Genomic DNA, 987 nt, shown 5'->3' with positions numbered 1-987 from the left:
CGAGAGCGGTGCCAATTCGCTGGGCGGTCGGGTGCTCGACTGACGACAATCATTGCAACGCAGTTTTTGGAATTGGATCGCTTTCCGGATATTTGCAATGCTTATGCGATTGCCGCTGGCGAATACGGCGAAACACACGGACAATAAACGATGAAAGATACTTGGATTGTAGATTTTTGGTCTGCGGTATTTTCGTTTCTTGCGAGATTTTCAATCTTCGCGATCATCCGGCTTCTCTTTCGCAGCCGTACAGCCACATACGGTTTCGTCGAGTGGTATGTCACAATTCAGACGCTGATAGCCTTGGTCACTTTTGCCATCGCGTCATACCGCTACGGCGAGCCGACGAATACCTTGCTCCTGGTCATGGTTGTCTACGGTGTATTCAGGGTCTTCGAATTGGTCGTCTACCAGTTGAATGTTCTGCTCTTTGATGAGTACCGGGCTTTCCGCCAAGGAAAGGAGTACAAGGTCAGGAGTTTTCGACGGCTGGTGCTTCTTTTGCTCCATAACTACTTCGAAGTGCTTTGCTGGTTCGGCGTATTTTACACCTTCTTCTATCGTTCGGGAGATATCGTCCTTCCCGATAGCCAAATCGAGTTCTTCACGATTTTCCGCGAATGCCTGTTGATGATGGTATCCTTCGGGCCGGAAAGCACGCAAGCGACGAACCCGGTTGGTGTGGTTATTCTAACGGTGCACAGCTTTGTCGGAATATTCATGACGGTCATGGTTTTGGCACGCTTTCTTGCGCTACTTCCAGCGCCTGTCAGCCATGACGAAATGGATAATCGCTAGTCAATTTGAGTTCAGTGGCGTGCGTGAGGATTGAGGCGCTGCGCGGTGGCCCGGTCGTCGGATTGGAAACGGCAGGTGGCATGGCAGATATGGGTGCGCTGCTTTTACGTCACGAGCGCATCCACTTCGGGCGACCTGCACGCGGTGCATGTGAGTGGTTCCGACGTTCGGCCCGGCGACCTGCGCCGG

General features: G+C 52.5%; 1 protein-coding gene. It reads left to right on the top strand.

All coding sequences use genetic code 11. The features are described 5' to 3' along the window. Window positions 1–150 precede the first annotated feature (150 nt). On the top strand, window positions 151–798 hold the full coding sequence (locus XM53_RS22265) for a hypothetical protein (protein ID WP_057796989.1): 648 nt from the start codon (window positions 151–153) through the stop codon (window positions 796–798). Window positions 799–987 lie beyond the last annotated feature (189 nt).

This window comes from Roseovarius atlanticus (genome assembly GCF_001441615.1).
Classification (GTDB): domain Bacteria; phylum Pseudomonadota; class Alphaproteobacteria; order Rhodobacterales; family Rhodobacteraceae; genus Roseovarius; species Roseovarius atlanticus.
The sequence above is the reverse complement of the archived record's forward strand: the minus strand, read 5'-3'. Positions and strand labels throughout refer to the sequence as shown.